The following is a 19003-nucleotide window of genomic DNA, read 5'->3' as shown; positions in this document are numbered from 1 at the left end:
TTTGTAATACGTATGAAATTTGCTGATCGTATGTCCAGGCTGGGGAATGAAACAGCCTTTGAAATGCTGGCGAAAGCGAAAGTTTTAGAAGCACAGGGAAGAGAGATTATCCATTTGGAGATCGGTGAACCGGATTTCCCGGTTCAGAACAATATCATCGAAAAAGGCATTGCCGGCATGCGTTCCGGTATGACGAAATATACGCCGTCATCGGGCTTAGTCGAAGTACGCCAAGCCGTCGCTGAATATGCCGGTAAAAAAAGAGGTTATCAGATCGAACCGGAAGAGGTTGTTATGACCGTTGGCGGGAAGCCGATCATGTTTTATGCGATACTGGCGACAGTCAATCCCGGCGATGAGGTGATTTATCCCAATCCGGGCTTCCCGATTTATGAGTCAGTCATTAAATTTGCCGGCGGTGTGCCGGTACCGATTCCGCTCCGGGAAGAGAACGAATTTCGGATGGATATTGATGAGCTAAAGTCATTGGTAACCGATAAAACGAGGTTGCTCATTATTAACTCACCGCAAAATCCAACCGGAGGTATGCTGACCAAGCAGGACTATATCGACATTGCTGACTTCCTGGCAGATCGTGACATTGTCATTCTCTCCGATGAAATCTACGAGAATATCGCTTATGAAGAACCGGCATTCTCAATTTCATCGTTGCCGCATATGAGAGAGAAGACCATTATTCTCAATGGGTTTTCCAAAACCTACTCCATGACCGGGTGGCGGGCAGGCTATGGGATCATGTCGAAAGAAGCAGCCGAACAGATCGGCAAACTGGTTGTCAACAGTACCTCCTGTTTAGCCGGTTTTACCCAAATGGCTTGTATCGAAGCATTGACAGGCCCTCAAGAGGGTGTCGCAGAAAGGGCCGCTCAGTTTAAAATCCGCAGAGATCGTATTGTTGACGGACTAAACGCCATCAGCGGGGTAAAATGCTTAAAGCCGATGGGAGCGTTTTACGCCTTCCCGAATATTAAACAATTTGGTATGACCAGTAAAGAGATGGCCGAATACCTTTTGAATGAGGCTGGTGTGGCTACACTGTGGGGAAGTTCCTTCGGAGATTATGGCGAGGGTTATTTAAGGATGTCTTATGCCAATTCCTTAGAAAATATTGAACGTGCAGTGGCCCAAATGAAGCACGCCCTGGAAAAACTTTAGGAATGTCTATTCTTGGCGTACTTAGCAAATATAGCTTTCAGTAAACGACACATTTTCGGTTACTGAAGGCTTTTTCATAAATATAATAATCTTTCAATCCATGATATAATGTATAAAGGTCTGTACAATCTGGAAAGCACTGGTAAAGAAATGGAGATATGAAACAAACATGCATGAACTGCCGCTTACAGAACAAATCATCACGATCGCATCAGAAAAGGCCAGCGAACACCAAGCACAAAAAGTATTGCGTATCGCCTTGGTGGTCGGAGAATTATCCGGATTTGTAGGGGAGTCTATTCAGATGTATTTTGATGTTATATCTAAGGGAACCCTCTGTGAAGGTGCCATCTTGGAGATTGAAACTATCGAAGCGAAGTGGTACTGTCCAAGCTGCGACTGTCATTATGTGCGTGAACCGTTGTCTTTTGCCTGCCCACACTGCGCTAAAGACGGCCTGCCTACTGATTTAGGCAAGGAGTTTTATGTAAAACACATTGAAATTGATACATGATGCTTCTTTTGCTTTTTTGACATAATCGTCAAAATGAATGATGTTAATGATGTGAATAGCCTATTGACAGGCGAGGAGGTATAAACCGATGTGTGTCGCTGTACCGGGAAAAGTGGTTGAAGTGAATGAATTTGCCGGCAAGGTTGATTTTCAGGGGAATATTATTGATGTCAACATGGCGCTGGTCGATGCGAAAATTGGTGATTATGTTTTGGTTCACGCCGGTTGTGCCATTGAAGTAATCCAGCAAGATACAGCGGAAGAAATCCTTGATCTATTTACAGAATTGGAGTCATACCGCCATGGATCTTGAGTTTATCATTAAAGAAATCGGAATGTATGACGATCAAGAAATACAAATCATGGAAGTATGCGGCACGCATACGTCTTCTATATTTAAAAATGGTATCCGCAGCATGCTTTCGCCAAAAATCAAGCTGATATCCGGCCCGGGATGTCCGGTTTGTGTTACCCCTGCCGCGTATATCGATCAAGCGATTGCCTGGTCTTTAAAGCCGGACACGGTTTTGTTGACCTTCGGAGACATGATGAAGGTACCGGGTACGGAAAAATCATTAAGTGAAGCCAAGGCTGAAGGGGCCAAGGTTGAAATCATGTATTCACCTCAGGAAGCAGTTAAAAAAGCTGCTGCGGATCCACAGACAACCTTTGTCATCGCCTGTGTTGGTTTTGAAACGACCATTCCGTCTTACGCCTTGGTTCTTGAACACATGACACAAAGGGGTGTGAGCAATATTAAATTACTCACGGCCCTGCGCAGGGTGATGCCGGCACTTGATTTTATCTGTTCAACAGATAACGCCATTGCGGCATTTATTGCACCCGGCCATGTTAGTACGATTTTAGGTTCCAACATTTATTCGACGCTGGCGGAGCGTTACGCAAAACCTTTTGCCGTCGCCGGTTTTGAAGGAGAGCATATCCTGATTGCAATCTATGATTTGTTACAGCAAATGAAGAATAACAAAGCACAGGTCCATAACCTCTATCCTTCGGCAGTGAAGCCGGAAGGTAACCAAGCTGCACTCAAGTACATTGACGACTATTTTGAATCCGGACCCGCTTTTTGGCGTGGTATTGGTGTTATCGCGGATTCGGGGTATTATCTGAGGCCAAAATACCAACAGTACGATGCCGGATCCTTCGATTTGACGGGAGACGCTAATCAAAAGCCGACTGCCTGCCGTTGCGGCGAAGTCATTTTAGGAAAAATAAACCCCGATGAGTGTCCGATGTTTGCCAAAGCCTGTACTCCTGCAAAAGCACAAGGGCCCTGTATGGTGTCTTCTGAAGGCACCTGCGGTATTTGGTATCGTTTCTCAAAGAAGTAAGAGTTTTAGTCAAGTAAGTCTTGATATGGTCATTTACCGGAAAAGAAGCAAGGGTGTCAATGCGGGTAATTCAAACTATTTTGGATAAAATAAATTAAAGCGGGTGGATAGATGAAAATTGTAATGGCGCATGGCAGCGGCGGCAACGCAACGCGTGAACTAATTAAGGATATTTTTCAAAAATACCTGGCCAACGACTATCTGGATAAGATGGAAGATGCAGCGGCACTGCCGGTGGCACATTACCCATTGGCGATGACGACGGACTCTTTTGTGGTAACACCGTTGGAATTTCCCGGCGGAGACATCGGGAAATTGGCTGTCTGCGGAACCGTAAACGACCTATGGATGAGCGGGGCGGAACCGCAGTATCTGACGGCCGGATTTATCCTTGAAGAAGGACTCGATATTGACCTCTTGGACCGGATTGTTGGTTCACTGAGCAAGACAGCGCGTGAGGCCGGTATTAAGATCGTTGCCGGCGACACAAAAGTTGTCCAGGGGAATGGCGGTCTCTATATCAATACAGCTGGTCTAGGCTACCGAAAAACCGGGCGATTCTTTGGTTCAGAAAACATACGGCAAGGCGACATTGTCATTATTAACGGCAATCTGGGCAACCATCACGCTTGCATTCTTTCACAACGAATGGAAATCAATAATTCCATCCACAGCGACTGTGCTGATCTGGGCCCAATGGTCCGCGGCCTCATCGACAACGGGATTGCTATCCGTGTCATGCGGGATATTACCCGCGGCGGCCTGGGAACAGTTCTGAATGAAATCGCGGAGTCGGGAAGTCATGGGATCGAGATTGAGGAAACGCAGATTCCGGTCGATCCTGAAGTCAAATCTTTTTGCGATATTTTAGGGCTTGATCCGTTATATATGGCGAATGAAGGCAAATTTTTGTGTATCATTGCCCCGGAACATGCCGATATGGCGCTTGATATTCTTCACCAGCATCCGCTCGGTGTACATGCACAGATTATCGGCAAAGTTGCCGACAACGCAAAACCGCTCGTAACCATAAAAACAAGGCTGGGAGGAAAACGAATTATCGATGTCTTATATGGGGAAGGCCTTCCACGGATTTGTTAATCGCATCAACAATAACTTACGCAACAAAAAAATCACCATCAGAGGATTTTTATTGTGGATAGCAGCCATGTCGCTGCTTCAGTTGATGACCATCGAAGTGATCCAAAGAGAAAGTATTTCAGATGCATTTCTATGGATCATTTCCTATTTCACGCTTTTTATCATCAATTATTGCGCCATTCTGTTGCTCAATTCTTTTTTTCTTTTTCTGACAGGAACATTGCGGGCGGTGGTCATATCCTCTGTTTTACTTATTGTTTTTGCCATTACCAATCATGTTAAAAAACAATTTTTGGGTGACCCGCTTTTCCCCTGGGATTTTGGACGTGTTGACCAGGTCTATAATTTATTGCCGAAAATCACCGGGGAAATTGGGACTGTCCTTATACTCCTTGCTTTATTGATCGTCATCGTGATCATTGCCGGAGTATTCTTTATCCCCAGGCACCGCCTGGGGTGGCAGCCCCGGCTTATACTATTTTTTATTTCCATCGTGTTAATTCCTATCCTCGTTTTTTATCGTCATACACCTGTCCAGACCCTCTTCAAGGCGGCAAATATAGAAAATATCTATTGGGTTCAGTCTGAAAATAGCTTACAGAACGGGTTGTTGCTGGGCTTTATCATGAATGTAGAAAATGCGCTTGTGGTCCCGCCAATCGGATACAGTGAGAGCGCCATCCATCGTATTGTCAGTAAGTCCAAATCTGACGCTGGGGCGGAAGAACCGCCCGCTGTAAAACCGGATATTATTATTGTATTGAATGAGTCCTTTTGGGATCCGACCGTTCTGCCTGGTGTTACGTTTTCCGGAGATCCGCTGCCTTATTTCCATTCGATATCAGACCAGTACCCTAGCGGCGCGATTCTTTCTCCGGTTTACGGCGGCAGTACAGCTAACGTGGAATTTGAACTCTTAACGGGATTGTCAACTAAATATTTGCCTCAGGGATCGATCGCTTATCAGCAATATGTTGTCAATCCGCTTCCGGCGCTGCCTCATCTGTTAAAAAGCTATGGTTATACAACGACGGCAATCCATCCCTATCACGATTGGTTCTATGATCGGGATACCGTTTATCCCTTATTGGGCTTTAACCATTTTTACAACATTAATGACTTTCCTAATGCCCAAAAAACAGGGGAATATATCGGGGATATGGATGTCAGTAGAAAAATCATTGCGCAATTGAGCCAAGCAGAAGGGCCGCAATTCATCTTTGCACTGACGATGCAAAACCATGGCCCCTATCCTGCGGCGCGCTATACGCATAATCCGATCAGCGTAACCGGTGATATATCCACGAACAGCGAACAGATTCTTGAGACCTATACCCATGGTGTGCGCGATGCGGATAAAGCCCTTGCGTATTTAACCTCTTATCTGGAAAAGTCGAAGAAACCGACGATTCTGATGTTTTTTGGAGACCATTTACCGTATTTGGGTAAAGAATATCAGGTCTATCGCGAAACGGGATACATTACGTCTGCTGAAAATCAGTGGACCGAAGAGGACACCATCAAGATGAAATCAGTGCCGCTTGTGCTCTGGTCTAATTATCAAACGACGGCAATTACTCAGGATATCGGCCTGATCAGTCCCTTTTTTCTAAGTGCTTACCTCTTAGAGCAATTGCAGTTGAAAGGAAATATCGTCTTTGATTTTACGCAGGATATATATTCTGATTTAACTGTTCTCAGCACGAAAGTGACGGTGGATAAACAAGGGAACCCGGTTGCTGAACTGCCGACACAGTATGAAACATATGATAGGGATTATTGGCTATTGGAATATGATTTGTTATTTGGCAATCAGTATGCGCTGAAGTAGTGTCTCGTCCAATTTAGCTCATCGTCTTTGCACACTAGAATAGATTGTTTAGGCATTGTTAAGGCTGTTTTTAAGCGACAATGCTATAGTTTATGTTGTTTCGGTTGTTGTTTTCAGTATATTATGCTAGCCTATTAGTGAGAGTAAATATGGTGCAATTATAAAAGAGTGACTATCACGATGTGTACGGATGGGGTTTAAAGCAGTGACTTTCTGGAGGAGTGAAAAAATGGCGATAGAAGAGATCTTATATCAACGCAGAAGTATCCGTAAATATCAGCAGGTACCGGTTGAAATAGAGAAAATTCAAAAGCTAATGACGGCTGCGTTATTAGCACCGTCTGGCAGAGGGATTGATCCGCAGCGATTTATCGTCGTTAATGATTCCGGACTTTTGAATAAATTAGCCCAAGCCCGTGAACATGGCTCATCTTTCCTGAATGGCGCCCCACTGGTTATTGTCATTTTGGGAGACAGCTGCCTGAGTGATACCTGGACAGAAGACGCCGCGATTGCCGCGACATTCATTCAGCTGACAGCCGAATCACTGGGTCTGGGTTCATGTTGGGTCCAGGTAAGAAACCGCAGCCATAACGAGAGCATAACGACCGAAGACTACGTGAGCAGTCTATTAAAAATTCCTAAGAACATGAAAGTGGAATGCATGATCGGCATTGGCTACCCTGCTGAACAAAAAATTGGCAAGACAGAGAAGGAGCTTACTTATAATCGCGTATTTTGGAATGAATACGGTGTAATACAGAAAGACTTGAGAACAGACGAGGTTTAAGAGGGAAAGATATGTTTGATGTAAAGAGTGTCAATGACGTGATCCAAATCATTAACAACAATTTCATCGGTTATCCTTTGGAGAATGAAACAGTTGCACTCACCGATGCCCTGGGGAGAATACTTTGTGCCGACGTCTTAGCCCATGAAGAAATTCCGGGTTTTAACCGGTCTTCTGTTGATGGTTATGCGGTCATATCCTCAGATACTTTTGGTGCATCGGAATCTCTGCCTGCTCAGCTCCAGTTAGCAGGTGAAATTCGGATGGGAGAAAAGCCCACGGTCATTCTTCAACCCGGACAAGCTGTTTATGTTCCCACGGGAGGCGAGCTTCCAGCCAATGCCGATTCCGTGATCATGATTGAATACACGGAAGACTATCAGGATGGTTTTATCTACATCAACAAATCGTCAGCTCCTGGCAATAACGTCATTTTTAAAGGGGATGACGTAAAAATAGGCGATACGGTCATCAAAGCAGGAACAGTCCTTCGACCACAAGATATTGGTGCTATGGCAGCCATGGGCTATGAAACCATTTCAGTGAAACAAAAAGTCCGCGTCGGTGTCATCTCCACCGGTGACGAAATTATAGCTATTTCAGAAAAACCTCAGGGATCACAGATGCGTGATACGAATTCATATGCGCTCTATGCCGGACTGCTTAAGTTTGGAGCGGTACCAACGCTATATGGGATCGTCAAGGATAATTACGATGATATCAAAGCGACCGTGGAGAAGGCGCTGCACCAATCGGACGTTATTTTGATTTCCGGCGGCAGTTCAGTCGGTACTCGGGATCAATCCTATAAGGTTATTAACGCGCTCGGAGCGCCAGGAATACTTGTCCATGGCATCGCCGTGAAGCCGGGGAAACCGACTATTTTGGGTAAAATTAACGGTAAAGCCATCTTTGGTTTGCCCGGACATCCTGCTTCGGCTTATACCATATTTAATATTTTTGTTCATCATCTCCTAAAGGTGCTTACATGCATGAATAATATACCGAAAACCGTTGTAAGAGTTGAAATGGCTAGAAATTATCCATCAAATAACGGCAGAGAAGAATATCTTCCTGTAAAGCTAGAAGAAATTGACGGCAAATACGTTGCTTATCCGGTCTTCGGAAAATCGGGACTGATAACCATGCTCACAGCAGCCGACGGTTACGTGCATATTGGCAGGGGCTGTGAAGGGTTGGATAAAGGCATCCAGGTGGATGTTATTCTTTCTTAAGTACTAGCAAATAGCGGAAACCATAAGGATGAGCAGAGGGGGAACGGGTCGTTATATGAGCTATGAATATTTGAATAATATGGAATTGAATGAAGCACTCCAACGTTACCTCGAAGTTATTGCGTCATTAAATAAAAATCAAGAAACCGAAGAAATCGCTGTAAAGGACAGTTTTGGTCGTATCACGTCAGAAGCTGTTTATGCCAATATATCATCTCCGCATTATAATGCCAGTGCGATGGATGGCATCGCCCTGTTAGCTAAAAGTACGTTTGGGGCCACGGATACCACCCCTGTCATACTGACGGAAGGGATCGATTACCAGGTCGTCGATACCGGAGACCCTATTCCGGATCCATACGATGCGGTGGTGATGGTTGAAGAGGTTATCCAGCTTGGCAACGGCCAGGCGCAGCTTTTAAGCGCAGCTTCTCCGTGGCAAAATATTCGCCAAATCGGGGAGGATATTTGTGCTTCGGAAATGATTATTCCGTCAAATATCCGAATTGAGCCTGCAGCTATCGGTGCCATGCTCGCCGGCGGCGTTATGAAGGTTAAGGTATGGAAAAAACCAGTTGTCGGGTTGATTCCGACCGGCGATGAAATCGTCAGCCCGATTAGCAATCCGAAAAGTGGGGAGATCATTGAATTTAATTCATCCATATTTTCGGCCATGCTGCAGCAATGGGGAGCTGTCCCCAAAGTATACGACATCGTTCCGGACAAATTTGATTTGATTAAGAGCGCTGTAAAAAAGGCGGCTGACGAATGTGACCTCGTTATTCTTAATGCCGGTTCATCGGCCGGACGAGAGGATTTTTCTACGCAGGTTATCCGTGAGATGGGTTCAGTGATTATTCATGGTATCGCGATTAAACCGGGTAAACCGGCAATACTCGGTGTCGTCAATGAACGTCCGGTCATCGGCGTACCGGGATATCCGGTTTCCGGTATGATTGTTATGGAGAAATTTGTTAAACGATTATTGGAAATACTTCTGCATTCCGGACTTCGGGATAATGTGCAAACGAAGGCGATCCTATCCAAAAAAGTCGTATCTTCTTTAAAGTATCAGGAATTTGTCAGAATGAAACTTGGCAATGTCGATGGAAAATTGATTGCCACAGCGCTTAACCGGGGTGCCGGTGTTGTAACGTCATTGGTCAAAGCCGATGCGATCCTGGAGATTCCTTTAAATTGTGAGGGTTATGAAGCTGGCCAAGAAGTGGTCGTCGAGCTGCTAAAACAAGAACGTGATATTAATCGTACCTTGGTTATCATCGGCAGCCATGATCCCTTGATCGATGTCGCCAGTGATTTGATGAACAAGCATTCCAGAGGTCGTTATATATCCTCGGCTCATGTCGGCAGTATGGGCGGTATCATGGCCATTAAGCGGGGCGAAGCGCATCTTGCAGCTATCCATCTACTCGATGAGGAAACCGGCGGTTACAACCTGAGCTATATAAAGAAATACCTTGGCGAAGAAAAAATAAGTCTGATCAGCTGTGTAAAAAGAGTTCAGGGGCTGATGATCGCCCAAGGCAATCCCAAAATGATCAACGGCCTTGAAGACCTGACCAGGGAAGGTATCCGCTATGTTAATCGCCAAAAAGGCTCCGGAACACGCATTCTGTTGGACTACCTTCTCAAGCTGAACCATCTTTCATTTAAAGATATTTACGGCTATGACCGGGAAGAATACACGCATATGTCCGTAGCTGCTTTAGTCGCATCAGGAAGTGCGGATGCCGGGATGGGTATTTATTCGGCTGCCAGGATCTACGGTCTTGATTTTATTCCAGTGTGTCAAGAACAGTATGATTTCATCATGCCGGCTCGCACCATGGAATCGGAAAATGTTCAAGCCTTTTTGAACATTTTAAAATCAAATGAATTTTTCTCACGACTGGAACAGATTGGCGGATACATTGTGGAAGCGCCGGGTACAATACAAATCATCGAATAAATGTAATAGAGACTTTACGCGATTTTCAATAAACTCTCAGGAGACGATATTATAATCAGACTCAATACGAGCGAAGAATAATATCGATTATCTTCTATAAGTTTTTGGAGGTGTTCACATGGATTGCCCAATTTGTCATGTCAATCTGCAAATGACAGAGAGACAGGGAATTGAAATCGATTACTGTCCACAGTGTCGCGGTATTTGGCTGGATCGCGGTGAGCTGGATAAGATTATTGAAAGATCAAAAACAGACGACAGTTTCCACGAACCAAATTTTAAACAGCCCGCCTATAACGATAAACCGTATGATAAGCAGTATGATCATCGTGATGTCCACCATAATAGTTATTACGGCGGTTATCCCAAGCATAAAAAGAAGTCGTTTCTCAGCGAATTATTCGAATTTGGCGACGACTGATCGGCACTGATCAGGTATTTATTGCCTGAATATTATTAGCTAAGATACAAATAATAAGAACGTAAAGGGTACGTAATGGTTGAGTCAAGATTCGGTTGTGCTTCTTTCGGAGGTATAGCCGGGTCGGCCAAAGATTGTATACAGGTCAAAAGGCTTGTATGCAGTCGGAGGGAAGATTTTTAACGGTTGGGAAAAGCTTTATGGCAGTCGGCTGGACTGATTGTTATAGGGTTCCAACCTATCGTTAAAGGTCGAGCTAAGATCATGCTGGGTGTCGCATAGTTTATATCCCTTTGTATGGATTTACAAAATGGTATAACCTTGATGGTTATTTACAGCCGTGAGGTTGCAGGTAGCTGTTAAGATATCTTGCATGGTTGAACAAACCATTATCATAGGTGGCGACCTGCTTGGTTATAGTCGAAAGATTATAGTTAGGTAATAAACGATCTATGGTGGTGCAAGGTAGATCATTGCGTGCTCTTTTCTATGCCGCGATACATAAAAATAGTGATTTATGAGGAAAGACAGAGCTTTGGGGCTCTGTCTTTCTATTAGTATATCAGAAAATATAAGTGACTTTATTTTTTATTGATTATTTTCAGAGGCTTCATCCTTGGGAGGTGTTCTTAATTTACAGGGTACACAAACGCCATCCAAGGGGGCTTTCTCTGCTTTTTTGCAGGGGTTAGCACACATGAGTCCGCAATAAAGGCAAAAAACCGTCTTAGGCAGAATTCTCGGGGGAAGCTCAGTACCGCATTTTCTACACTGTGTTGCCTCTAAATCAAAATTGACAGCTTTACATTGCGTACACATACGCGGTTTTTCCTTTGGTGGCTTACAATTACCGCAATAGGCATTACACGACCAACACATAGTTCATTCCCTCATTTTTAAACTATTATTTGAATACTACAATTATACAACTAAAACTCGGGTTCATGCTGCAAAATATCAAATTGCGCTTCTATTCCTTTTTTGAGACTTAAATGTCACCTTAACACTAAATTCTGAGCTAATTGAATGATAGTATCCGATTTTGCAGCAGGGAGCTTGAGGCAAAAATCATAAAGGGAACATTGCCATTCCCGTAACTCGTCGGTTCGAATTCCGGAAGGTTCCCACAACAGGGCAGGATCCTTTATTGGTAGTTTCTTGATTAACACGGCAAGCTCAGTGTCGCCAAGCGATTGAAAAACGTCAATATATTCATTGTCAAGCAAGTAACCGCTTTCAAGAATATCAACAAGATCTCGGATACTATGAATAGACTTTTTGATAAGACTCAGTTTATCAGCCAACGAGCCGCAATTTCTAATTTTTTCAATTAGAATGCGGAAATTCCTGTTGGGCAGACGTGTACCATCGACAAAAGTTAGCCAACGCTCTTTATTTTCATACTGCAAGTCAACAAAAAAGGTGTCCAGGTGGTCCAGTTTGAGCGCGTCTTCCATGCGAATAGCTATCTGAGGCAGAACTCGGTCAATATAGCGGTGGACTTCCTGGCCAGATTCCATCTCAACGATTTTTAAACCTCTGCAAAGCTGAGCACTGGCTTCTTTTAAAGCATCCAACAGCTTTTCCTTGGGTAAACCGTAGAATTTGTTTTTTAGGGTTATTCGATCGGTTGCGGTGATACGAAGATCTCCAGTCGGATTATTGAGCATAACTACTCCCAACGCATTGATAAGCACCTGTTCAAAGATATTAATAAGCAGATCCGGATAATCAACAGCGTAGCCATAGAGTAACCCATGAATATCCTCTGCAGAAAAACACTGGCAGAAAAGATTTTCATGCGTTAAGGTTAGGATGTAATCCAGAATATATTCAATACCTGTTTTTTTCGGATCATCATAGGATATGGGATAATCAATTAAGGCAGGAATTTCATGTGCTGCAAACTCCGGATCGTAGGATGAGAAAAAGCAGGGAAGCGCGACATCCAGCGTATTGTTATACGCACAGTTAAGTGTGTTGAGACGCGTCTTCTTCATTGCGTCAAATAATTCATGGGTATGAACCACTTGGGACCGAATCAATGCATTGCCTTCAAGAAAAATACCCTGTAAAGGCCGACTCAGAAGGGTCTTCAGGCAAAGATCAGGATCCGGCAATGTTTTTAAATAAAAATCAACGGTATATAAAACAGATGCCATTAATTGCTGGGCTGTTTCGATTTTTACCGAACTGCTTTCGCCCCGGGTATATCTTTCCATCTGCTGAGTTAAGATTCGGATACTTTGTCCCTGTATGTCCAATAATTCTGCTTCAGAGAGACGTTTTAGCCGATAGGCTTCTTCGAGAATCGACTGAAGATAAGCAGCCTCATTCAAATTATCTCCAGAGAGTGTATAGTGTTTTTGCAGGTCAGTCATTTTTATCCTCCTGATAATACTCATCAAAATAATACGACATCCAATCATTCTTGCTGCCATCTGTTACCTTGGTGTAATCTGCCACGCCGTAACGGACATTACGAGCTAGTAATTCCAATTCGCGATTTTGCAGCAACGCAATGGATCCCTGGCATTGGTGATCAAAGTAGTCTTTCATTAATGTGATAAGTTCATCGTCACTGATTTCATCCAAAGTCTCGTTTTTATAATAGTAAAAAGTCTCGAGCAGGTCGTTAAGTGTTTCAGCATAATTATGATGTGATAGGTAAGGTGAGTTACAGAACGCCAGAATGATCTTATTGATCACGCCACCGGCAAATTCGATCCTCCCATAGCTAAGAAGCGATCGGCTGCGTGTTTCGATAAGATCAAGGGCTTCTTCACAGGATAATTCCAATCCATAACGCAGGGTGATTTCATTGCAGTGAATGACTTCTTCCAAGGCGGCTTTACTTATGGTGGCAGGAGGGAACAATATGATTTCCTTCATTTCAATACCTTCCTTATAATCGCTTCACTCTATAAAACAGGGTATACTTGCTTAAAGATAGTGTATCTTCATCGTTGGAAAATGAGTTTGAGCAGTTAAAAGAACGGGGTTGACATTTGCAAAATAATGTGATATAGTATTAGTTGGAAAGATGTTTATATTTAGTATAAATATGTGTCTAAACTTAAATATACCATTGATTGCTTTTGACGTCAATGGTATTTGTGCATGAATCTATATAATCACGACGAGGGGGAACAACCATCATGGCCAAGAAAACCTATAATGAAAAGCTCCATAATGTTAAAAATCTACCGCGAATCGAATTTATCGGATATGATGAGAAGATGGCAAAACGTTTTGGCAGTGGATATATGCTCATAGCTGCACCGCTCGACTATGATCACATTATGAATAAAATCCAACCCGGAAAATTAATGACATCAGAAATTATCCGATCCTATTTAGCAAAAAAGCATCAGGCCGATTTTACCTGTCAGTTGACCGCCGGTATTTTTATCAATATTGTCGCCAATGCTTCAGAAGAAAGAAAAGCTGCCGGAGACGATAGCAATCCGACTCCTTATTGGCGGACACTTAAAAAAGACGGTGAATTAAACGAAAAATACCCGGGAGGATTAGATAATCATAAATATTTGTTGGAGCGTGAGGGACATACGATTATTAACAAAGGAAAAAAACAGTATGTTTTAAACTATGAAAAAGCGTTACAAGAATTGGAATAATCAATTTATTTTTATGAAACTGTTGTAGAAATTTAATAGATATTATAAATAATATAGTTGACCCCCATGCGCACGGCACCATCAAAGAATCAATATAAAGTCTATTTTCAGGTCAGAGAATAAAGAGAAAGGCACGATCCGAAAATTGTGCCTTTCTCTTTATTCTCTTTGGATAACTAACTACGTGTGTTAAGCAATTCCTTGCTTCAAACGGCGTTTCTTCCACTGCGGTAATAATACGCGATCCACGCCCCAATAATAGGCGGCTGCGCCAGCCCAAAGCAAAACTGCTTCCCAGAATAAAAGGATTGGGTTTGTACTGACTGTTCCCGCAAGCATGTAGGCCATATTCATAAGGACAGCGGCTAATAAACCAATTGTTGTCAATGCACCAAGGATTAAGGATATGCCAACTAAAACTTCTCCCCATGCGATAACATAACCAAAGATTTTAGCATTGGGGAGTGCAACGTTGTTGATAAAAGCGGCATACCACCATTGTACATCCGGATGCTGCCCGCCGGTTTTAGCAAGTGCTCCCTGCAAAAATCCGCTTACGGCTGCGCCTGCCTTGGGACCAACCCATGCCGCAGAGCTCGCGCCAAAGGTTTTGCTGATACCCGCACTCAGCCACTCCCAACCGACATAAACGCGGATAACAGTCCAGATAACCTGCATTAATCGCGATTCTCTCCAACTCATAATAACCCCCCTTTAAAACTAGTATGGGATGACGGATTCTTTTTATGCTAATCAAAAAATGTATTCATTGCCTAATTTTGAAGCATTTAATTAATGAACAACTTGATTCACTTTCGCTATTTCCGGAAGCCAATTCTGGCTAAGCATCAATTGTTGAAGACGATAAGCCCAATCAAAGCCCATATTTAGCTCTTTTCGTAACCGGGCAGCGGTATCTAAGTGATAGGATTGGCTGATGGCCGCTAATAAGGCCATTTGAGACGCCCCATGCATTTCCTGAATAATCATAGCGATTTCCATATCTCTGAAATGAGCGGAGTGTGGTATATCATCCACCCGATCCAACGGGCGCTCGGTAAATTGCGTGTTTGGCAGTGCGGCCTTATTGGTCATGAGGAAATCCTCGCTGTATTTCTGCGTTTTCTCAACCAAGTGATCGATCGCTTCTTTAATTAACGTTTTGAGCTCGTCATTCTCTGCATGATTATACAAGACATTCATTACAGCGGTATGAAAACGCCCTGCAACGACAATCTGATATAATAAACCGGCTTCAATATAATTCGCAGTTTCTTGATCCGTAAAGTTTTGAACAATGGAGCGGCTTTTCGCATTCACTTTATCTAAAATTGACATATGCATTTACCTCCGCATGCTAATTTATATTTTATTTTCTGCCACATAGAAAATATTATTCTACGTTTCATTATTTAAGTTAATGATAATATAGAGAGATATAACTAACATGAAATAAAAAAATAAGCCTTACATTATGGCTTATTTACTGTGCTTTTGTGGCAGGGGATGTAGGAGTCGAACCCACACCGATGGTTTTGGAGACCACTGTTCTACCATTAAACTAATCCCCTGTATAATAATGTTAAGTTGACGACGAATGCAATTATATCGAAATTCCAGGCAAGTGTCAACGAAATTATTTTCCAAATCAATATCCAAAATCCAAAACACGAGCAAAAACGGCAAAGGATAAAACTGTTTGTTATTTTTTGAAGGATTTTTGATTAAAAAAAAGAATAAAATACATTGAGAGCAAATATTGGCGAGAGGAATATGCCATCATTGAAAGCAGATCTCCATGTGCACACAAATGAATCAGACGGGAGTCTCGGGGTGGAAGAAACTATCCGGATATCTTTAGAAAAGGGATTGGATATTCTCGCAATCACAGATCACGAGACAACAGCCGGGGTAGAAAAAGCACAAATTCTTGCCAAAGATACAGGCTTAAAAATTATCCCCGGATTTGAATTGAGTACTTACTATAAAGATCAGGAAATTCACTTACTCGGTTATTATAAAGATATCGAAAATAATCGACTGCAAGATAAATTGAATACCCTGCGTAATGAACGTACGGCTATAACCAGACACATGGTAGAAAAGCTGAACACGATGGGTTTAAACGTCACCTGGCGTGCAATCGAAGAAAGTGCCAGCTTGAATGGGGTCGTCAGCAAATCGCATATTTTTTATGCACTATGGAATAATGACACATACAATAACCGGGTGAATTGGGAGGACTTGGCTTTATGGCTTAAACCTGGCGGGATGGCCTATGTTCCTTATGAAGGGAATCCATTTCCGGAGGCTGTCGATTTTATTTACAAAACCGGTGGATTTCCTGTGCTTGCACATCCGGGACTGATAGTAGACCAAACCGTGATCAAAGACCTTTTGGACTATAGACCCATTGGGATCGAAGTTTATTATGGATATTGGCATGATAGGGATGAGAAAGTTGCCTTCTACGAAAAGCTGGCTCAACGGTATGGCTATATGTCAACTGGCGGCAGCGATTATCATGGGTTCTTTAGCCATATCGGGATCGGCGATGTCTTGGTACCCGATACGTGTATACAAACACTGAAAGAATACCTGGAAATAGATGAGTAATGACCCGGATACACCCATGTGATACAAAAAGATAAGGAGTGATTTTGGTTGAGGCTGTTCGGCAAAATAATATTAAAAATATTATCGCTATTATACTTGGCTATGTTTGTGATCAGTATCCTTGGTTATTTTGATCTGGAAAGCCACTCAGTGACATTCTTCAGCTTTTTTAAAGAGTTATTTGGTGTGTATTCCTTAATTATCCCTGCCATCTGTTTAATTTTTACCTTCATTTGCTGGCACTTCTCCAAAACTCGAAAATACGAAACGGAGCTGCTGGACGACGATGATGACGATGATGACGATGATGTCGACGATGATCAGGGTATCCGTAGAAAAAAATCTCCGGCGATGAAAAAAGAACGCGTCGCTAAGCGAGAGGAAATGTTGCGATCAAAAATACAAAAAGAAAGACTGCAAAAGCCAGTTAGCCATACTGAGCGCAAAAACCTGCAGCTCGATGACAGCTTTTCATCCTATTTTAACCAAGAATTGTCTGTCTTTGATTATGATCGAATATCTTCAGGCGATTCCCAGTTAGAGCATTTAGGGACAAACTTTTCTACTTACTTTGGCGAAGGGAAGAAGAGCTTTTACTTATCCGAAAATACGGTGAGTATACAAGGATTTAAAGAATACTTTAAAGACGGCGGCCGAACAAGTGAAGCTAATCCCAAAGATTGTAGGGGCGCAAGCACTGCGCTAACGACGGTGAAACCGGATCAGAGCTATCGCCTAGACGTTGCTACTCAGCGGACAACGGTGCAATATAAAGAGGACTACGAGAAAGCACGATTGGAAAACTATCAGAAGTATCAAGCAGCACGATTTGGCCAAGATCACATTCCGGCTAAACAGAAGGCGACAGATGAGCCCCAAAATAATCGCATAGATAATGGTGCTATCCCGCGTGAAAGCGCGAATTCTTGGATACTGCCACACATCGATTTATTAAAAAACCGTGAAAAAGCAGCTATCGATAACGAAAAGACCAATCCTCACCATTTGGAGGATATTTTAAGTACGTTTGGAGTAAACGCCAAGGTAATCAATACCAGTGTCGGTCCGTTAATAACCCGGTATGAGCTCTCACCGGCTCCCGGAACAAAAATCAGCAGGATCGTCAATTTATCGGACGACATCGCCTTAGCCATGGCATCGCGGGATATTCGTATCGAAGCCCCAATACCGGGTAAAGCGGCCGTCGGCGTTGAGGTACCCCGACAAAACGCCAGTACCGTTTTTTTTAGGGATGTTATCGGCTCTGATCTGTTTGACGATACCACCGGCAAATTAAATATTGCCTTAGGCAAAGACATTGCCGGACAGCCGATGGTTGGCGAATTACGCAAAATGCCACATTTACTTGTCGCCGGAGCTACCGGTTCCGGAAAAAGTATCTTTATCAATTGCCTGCTCAATTCGCTCCTCTTTTTTTATACACCGGATGACGTCAAGCTCCTGCTCGTTGATCCGAAAATGGTCGAGTTAAACCTCTATAACGGTATTCCACATTTGCTGACACCCGTTGTCACGGATTCAAAAAAAGCATCGAAATATCTGAAGTATATTGTTCGAGAAATGGAAGACCGCTATGAGCTGTTCGCAGCGAACGGCGTCCGTGATATAGACCACTATAACCGGATGATGGATACGCCTTTGCCGTTTATCGTCGTTATCATTGACGAGCTGGCTGACCTGATGATGGTTGCTGCCAACGAAATTGAAGAAGCTATCTGCCGTATAGCCCAAATGGCGCGAGCTGCCGGTATTCATCTCGTTATCGCCACGCAGCGCCCTTCGGTCAATGTCATTACGGGTCTGATCAAAGCCAATATACCCAGCCGGATATCCTTTGCGGTATCTTCCCAGATCGACTCACGCACAATCCTCGATACAGGCGGCGCTGAAAAACTATTAGGTAAAGGGGATATGCTCTATTCTCCCATCGGTTTGAATAAACCGCAGCGCGTCCATGGCTGTTTTATCGATGAACATGAAACCAAGAGAGTGATCGAACATTGGCGCCGTCAGGGAACATCGGGAACCATTCCTGAAGATGCCCTGGAAAGTGAGACTGCCGCGGCGGAGAAAAACAGTGAAGATTTTGACGAGCGCTTTGTTGAAGCAGGCGAACTGGTGATCAGCACCGGGATTGCTTCGACATCGTACTTGCAGCGTCGGATGAAAGTGGGTTATTCCCGGGCAGCACGACTGATGGATATGCTGGAGGAAGCCGGTGTCGTCAGCAGCAGCGACGGCAATAAACCACGCGATATCTTAATGTCTATCGATGATTTTATTGCTTATATTTCCTGAAGATTTTTAACCAAAAGAAAAGATAATCTGACCTCCGTTGT

Annotated in this window: 17 protein-coding genes and 1 tRNA gene; 13 read left to right on the top strand and 5 right to left on the bottom strand. The window is 43.4% G+C overall.

The window, feature by feature from the left end; genetic code table 11:
* Positions 1–6: 6 nt before the first annotated feature.
* The 10 genes from LPY66_RS11800 (at position 7) to LPY66_RS11755 (ending at position 10389) form a co-directional block, all read left to right on the top strand.
* Positions 7–1176 (top strand): pyridoxal phosphate-dependent aminotransferase, encoded by a 1170-nt coding sequence (locus tag LPY66_RS11800; protein ID WP_337988079.1) that lies wholly within the window; start codon positions 7–9, stop codon positions 1174–1176.
* Between the two features lie 169 nt (positions 1177–1345).
* Positions 1346–1690 (top strand): hydrogenase maturation nickel metallochaperone HypA, encoded by a 345-nt coding sequence (gene hypA, locus LPY66_RS11795; protein WP_337984528.1) that lies wholly within the window; start codon positions 1346–1348, stop codon positions 1688–1690.
* 88 nt (positions 1691–1778) lie between these two features.
* Positions 1779–2003, top strand: coding sequence for a HypC/HybG/HupF family hydrogenase formation chaperone (locus LPY66_RS11790; RefSeq protein ID WP_337984527.1), 225 nt, complete (start codon positions 1779–1781; stop codon positions 2001–2003).
* Positions 1993–3042 carry a hydrogenase formation protein HypD gene (gene hypD, locus LPY66_RS11785; protein ID WP_337984526.1) on the top strand — a complete coding sequence of 350 codons (1050 nt, stop codon included), beginning with the start codon at positions 1993–1995 and terminating at the stop codon, positions 3040–3042. Before LPY66_RS11790 ends, hypD begins: the two co-directional genes overlap by 11 nt.
* 111 nt (positions 3043–3153) lie before the next feature.
* Positions 3154–4143 (top strand): hydrogenase expression/formation protein HypE, encoded by a 990-nt coding sequence (gene hypE / locus LPY66_RS11780; protein WP_337984525.1) that lies wholly within the window; start codon positions 3154–3156, stop codon positions 4141–4143.
* On the top strand, positions 4106–5974 hold the full coding sequence (locus LPY66_RS11775) for an LTA synthase family protein (RefSeq protein WP_337984524.1): 1869 nt from the start codon (positions 4106–4108) through the stop codon (positions 5972–5974). The genes hypE and LPY66_RS11775 overlap by 38 nt, the downstream gene beginning before the upstream one ends.
* A 229-nt stretch (positions 5975–6203) precedes the next feature.
* Positions 6204–6764: a nitroreductase family protein gene (locus LPY66_RS11770; protein WP_337984523.1), complete on the top strand. Its 561-nt coding sequence runs from the start codon at positions 6204–6206 to the stop codon at positions 6762–6764.
* A gap of 11 nt (positions 6765–6775) precedes the next feature.
* The gene (locus tag LPY66_RS11765) at positions 6776–7999 is read left to right on the top strand and encodes a molybdopterin molybdotransferase MoeA (protein WP_337984522.1); all 1224 of its coding nucleotides are present in this window, start codon (positions 6776–6778) and stop codon (positions 7997–7999) included.
* A 55-nt stretch (positions 8000–8054) separates the two neighbouring features.
* Positions 8055–9968, top strand: a complete 1914-nt coding sequence (locus LPY66_RS11760; protein ID WP_337984521.1) for a molybdopterin biosynthesis protein — start codon at positions 8055–8057, stop codon at positions 9966–9968.
* 118 nt (positions 9969–10086) lie between these two features.
* Complete coding sequence (locus LPY66_RS11755) at positions 10087–10389, top strand: TFIIB-type zinc ribbon-containing protein (RefSeq protein ID WP_337984520.1); 303 nt, start codon at positions 10087–10089, stop codon at positions 10387–10389.
* A 995-nt stretch (positions 10390–11384) separates the two neighbouring features.
* Here the strand turns inward: LPY66_RS11755 and LPY66_RS11750 are convergent.
* Together LPY66_RS11750 and LPY66_RS11745 are read right to left on the bottom strand one after the other, a co-directional pair.
* The gene (locus tag LPY66_RS11750) at positions 11385–12770 is read right to left on the bottom strand and encodes a DUF6179 domain-containing protein (protein WP_337984519.1); all 1386 of its coding nucleotides are present in this window, start codon (positions 12768–12770) and stop codon (positions 11385–11387) included.
* Positions 12763–13281: a DUF6323 family protein gene (locus tag LPY66_RS11745; protein ID WP_337984518.1), complete on the bottom strand. Its 519-nt coding sequence runs from the start codon at positions 13279–13281 to the stop codon at positions 12763–12765. Before LPY66_RS11745 ends, LPY66_RS11750 begins: the two co-directional genes overlap by 8 nt.
* A 266-nt stretch (positions 13282–13547) precedes the next feature.
* Here LPY66_RS11745 and LPY66_RS11740 point away from each other — a divergent pair, with 266 nt between their 5' ends.
* A complete protein-coding gene (locus tag LPY66_RS11740; protein WP_337984517.1) occupies positions 13548–14027 on the top strand; it encodes an MGMT family protein in 480 nt (159 codons plus the stop codon).
* A 189-nt stretch (positions 14028–14216) separates the two neighbouring features.
* Here LPY66_RS11740 and LPY66_RS11735 read toward each other — a convergent pair whose 3' ends face one another.
* From LPY66_RS11735 to LPY66_RS11725, 3 genes are all read right to left on the bottom strand, one after another.
* Positions 14217–14729 (bottom strand): TQO small subunit DoxD, encoded by a 513-nt coding sequence (locus tag LPY66_RS11735; RefSeq protein WP_337984516.1) that lies wholly within the window; start codon positions 14727–14729, stop codon positions 14217–14219.
* A gap of 90 nt (positions 14730–14819) precedes the next feature.
* Positions 14820–15365: a DUF3231 family protein gene (locus tag LPY66_RS11730; protein ID WP_337984515.1), complete on the bottom strand. Its 546-nt coding sequence runs from the start codon at positions 15363–15365 to the stop codon at positions 14820–14822.
* 159 nt (positions 15366–15524) lie between these two features.
* Positions 15525–15598, bottom strand: a tRNA-Trp gene (locus LPY66_RS11725).
* Positions 15599–15800: 202 nt separating this feature from the next.
* Here LPY66_RS11725 and LPY66_RS11720 point away from each other — a divergent pair.
* Positions 15801–16643 (top strand): PHP domain-containing protein, encoded by an 843-nt coding sequence (locus LPY66_RS11720; RefSeq protein WP_337984514.1) that lies wholly within the window; start codon positions 15801–15803, stop codon positions 16641–16643.
* Positions 16644–16691: 48 nt separating this feature from the next.
* Complete coding sequence (locus LPY66_RS11715) at positions 16692–18962, top strand: DNA translocase FtsK (RefSeq protein WP_337984513.1); 2271 nt, start codon at positions 16692–16694, stop codon at positions 18960–18962.
* Positions 18963–19003 lie beyond the last annotated feature (41 nt).

Source organism: Dehalobacter sp. DCM (genome assembly GCF_024972775.1).
In the GTDB taxonomy this organism is placed as follows: Bacteria; Bacillota; Desulfitobacteriia; order Desulfitobacteriales; family Syntrophobotulaceae; genus Dehalobacter.
Note: the sequence above shows the minus strand (reverse complement) of the source record. Positions and strands in the feature narration are given on the sequence as shown.